The organism is Streptomyces jumonjinensis, assembly GCF_009600885.1.
In the GTDB taxonomy this organism is placed as follows: Bacteria; Actinomycetota; Actinomycetes; order Streptomycetales; family Streptomycetaceae; genus Streptomyces; species Streptomyces jumonjinensis.
In genome coordinates this window covers 90,480-92,977 of the sequence record NZ_VCLA01000201.1, presented here as the reverse complement: position 1 = coordinate 92,977, position 2,498 = coordinate 90,480, and the positions used below count along the sequence as shown (strand labels likewise).

General features: G+C 73.3%; 4 protein-coding genes. 1 reads left to right on the top strand and 3 read right to left on the bottom strand.

The genetic code is table 11. The annotated features are described in order from the left end of the window. The first annotated feature begins 217 nt into the window (after positions 1 to 217). Positions 218 to 394, top strand: coding sequence for a hypothetical protein (locus FF041_RS36025; RefSeq protein ID WP_228388886.1), 177 nt, complete (start codon positions 218 to 220; stop codon positions 392 to 394). A 14-nt stretch (positions 395 to 408) separates the two neighbouring features. Here FF041_RS36025 and FF041_RS36020 read toward each other — a convergent pair whose 3' ends face one another. The 3 genes from FF041_RS36020 to FF041_RS36010 form a co-directional block, all read right to left on the bottom strand. Next, positions 409 to 954, bottom strand: coding sequence for a hypothetical protein (locus FF041_RS36020; RefSeq protein WP_153526769.1), 546 nt, complete (start codon positions 952 to 954; stop codon positions 409 to 411). Positions 955 to 969: 15 nt separating this feature from the next. After that, positions 970 to 1,824 (bottom strand): DUF317 domain-containing protein, encoded by an 855-nt coding sequence (locus tag FF041_RS36015; protein WP_153526767.1) that lies wholly within the window; start codon positions 1,822 to 1,824, stop codon positions 970 to 972. Between the two features lie 31 nt (positions 1,825 to 1,855). Continuing rightward, the coding region (locus FF041_RS36010) for a winged helix-turn-helix transcriptional regulator (RefSeq protein ID WP_194292330.1) at positions 1,856 to 2,498 on the bottom strand (643 nt) is incomplete at its 5' end.

Genomic DNA, 2,498 nt, shown 5'->3' with positions numbered 1-2,498 from the left:
GAGTGCGTCACGGGTACGGGTATCCCTTCGTTGACCTGCGGTTTTTCCTGACACCCGTACTTGAACATGGGTCCGGAGCAGGTCTCCAGTCCGTGCGGGCCGGTGTGTGTCTGCCGTGGGCGAATCCCGCCCCGGGAGAGTCGGCGGGCGGAATGAATCGCCCGCCGGCGGAGCTGTTCTGGCCGTACCGCGAACGGAACAAGGGGCAGGGGAGTCCGTGAACAGAGACGAGGCCCGGGAGTACGCCGAGCTGGCCGACGACGCCCAGGCGGCATCGCAGGCGCGGGCCCGGATGGCGGACGGCCGCCGGATCGAACTCACCGTGGACGAACTGACCGCCCTCGTACGCCCCGGGGGCGAGTCCAACAGGCCCCGGTCCGTCGTTTCCGGGTGACGGGAGCACCTCGGTCAGCGGCCGGGCGGGCGGGACGGGTTTGGGGTGCGGGGCGTGAACGGGAGAACGTTGGACTGGTCCGGGACGGCACCGGGCCCGCCCCTCTGACGGGGCGCTGACACGCCTCGGGCCGGGGAGACGGCCCGCGCCGCCGTGCTGCGGGGCAGGAGCCGGACGAGGGCGCGGACGTAGCGGTCGGCGGCACGCTGGACGAGCCCTTGCTGCTCGTCGAGCGGTAGCGCGTCGATGCGCTGGACGATCCGGGACAGGCCGGGGGTGAACAGGGCCGGACTGGGATTGCCGAAGGCGTCGGTCACGGCGCGGACGGCTTCGGCCTCGATCATCGGGGCCCACGCGTAGTCGAGTTCGGCCGCGTCGCAGACGTGCTGGGCACCGCCGTGGAGCGCGTCGGAGAAGCCCAGGCCGTCCTCCATGACCGTGGGCAGGGAGTCCAGGAGGGTCTGGGTCGCGCGGCGCAGGCGTTTGGTCAGCTCGGGGTCGGTCGCCCAGGCCACCGGCTGGTACGGGATCGGCGGGCGTCCGGTCGGAGGGGTGTCCATGGTCGGGTCCCGGGGTCAGTGGCGGCGGGCCGGTGCGGTGGCCGGGAGCGCGGTCGTCGTCCGGTACACGAGGGCCGGTGAGGGGATCACGGTCCGGGCCACCGTGGACCGGGACCGGGCGACCGCCGCGCGCTGGATGTCGAGAGGGCTGGGGACCGGCGGCTTGACCGGCGTGATGCGGGACGCGGCTCGGTTGCGCTCGGGCAGGTGCCGGTCGTAGCGGGCGACGGGGGCGGGGTCGGCGAGCCGGTTCATGGTCGCCGCGACCAGGTGGGCCGGGGTGTGGGTGGTGAAGGTGCCGAGCCACTCGGAGGAGTAGCCGGAGGTGCCGCCGCTGACGGTCCACTTCGATCGCTGGTCGCTGATCTCCTCGTGGTGGTTCAGCCGCTTGGTGATGTAGGTGACCAGGGCGAGCCGGTCCGGCGGCTGGATGGAGGAGGCATAGGGCCCGTGGCTGAAGCGCCAGCCCGCCTCGCTCAGAGGGATGAAGGTCTCCACCTTCGAGGTGCCGAGGCGGCCGTGGCCGGAGGTGTTGTTGCCGTGGGTTTGGTCTTCGGCGAGGGCGGTGGTGAACGCGGCGACGATCTCGACCGGGGTGTAGTGGTCGAAGGTGGCCAGCCACCGGGGCGGGGCGAACGGCTGCTCGTGGCCGGTGATCCGCCACAGGGCGTCGTCCTCGCCCTCGGGCAGCCACCCGACGCGTATCCGCTGGTCGGGCGAGGAGAGGTAGATGTTGCCCAGGTCGTCGTCCAGGCGGTGGAACCCGGCGTCGAGCAGGGGCCGCAGGGCCGGATCGCCGGTGTAGGTGGAACCGGCGAGGTACACCGGGGAGACGAAGACGTCCCCGTCGATCTCTTCAGCAGGGGGCATGGCGGGGGGCTCCGTTCCTCGGGGTGGGGTGTCAGCGGGTGCGGGGCGGGCGGGAGATCGCGGTGACGGGAGCCGGCACCGGCGGCTGGGCCGTCGGCGGGTGCGAGAACAGCCCTGGGGCCGCCGTCACGGAGGGGGCCCGCTGGATTGCGACGGCCGCCCACTCGTTGTTCGCGGCCTGCGCCCGGATCACCACCGGCGGCCGGGTTGCGGCAGCCGGCGGCTCGGCCCCGGGCGTCCAGGAGGCCAGGGCCGCATAAATGTCGCCGAGCCCTTCGGCAGCCGGCGCAAGTTCGAACAGGCCGCCTGGCCCGGTGCCGGTAGCGATGGCGTGGCGCAGGACCAGACCGTCCTGGGCCATGCGCGTCAGTCGTGCTCGACAGGAGCTGGGGTGCAGGCCGGTCTCCCGGGAGACCTCGGAGGGGGTGAGCGGCCCGTACCGGTCCAGGACGCTGAGGGTGGTGGCGGTCCCGGTGGGGCGGAGCCGGGCGAGGACGTCCTCGGCCCGTTCCGCGTCGGCGGTGACCGCCGTGAGGTTCTGGCGGTGCCAGGCGGCGAGGGCCCGGTGCACCGGCTCGGCCGCGCGCCCGGCGGCCGTGATCCCGTACGTCCCGAACTTCAGCCGGTCCACCAGGCCCCGCTCCTGCATACGGGTGAGGAGCTGGACCGTGTAC

Excerpts from the sequence above, each read along its gene's own strand:
- FF041_RS36020 (WP_153526769.1), bottom strand. The coding sequence starts at position 954 with ATGGACACCCCTCCGACCGGACGCCCGCCGATCCCGTACCAGCCGGTG.
- FF041_RS36015 (WP_153526767.1), bottom strand. The coding sequence starts at position 1,824 with ATGCCCCCTGCTGAAGAGATCGACGGGGACGTCTTCGTCTCCCCGGTG.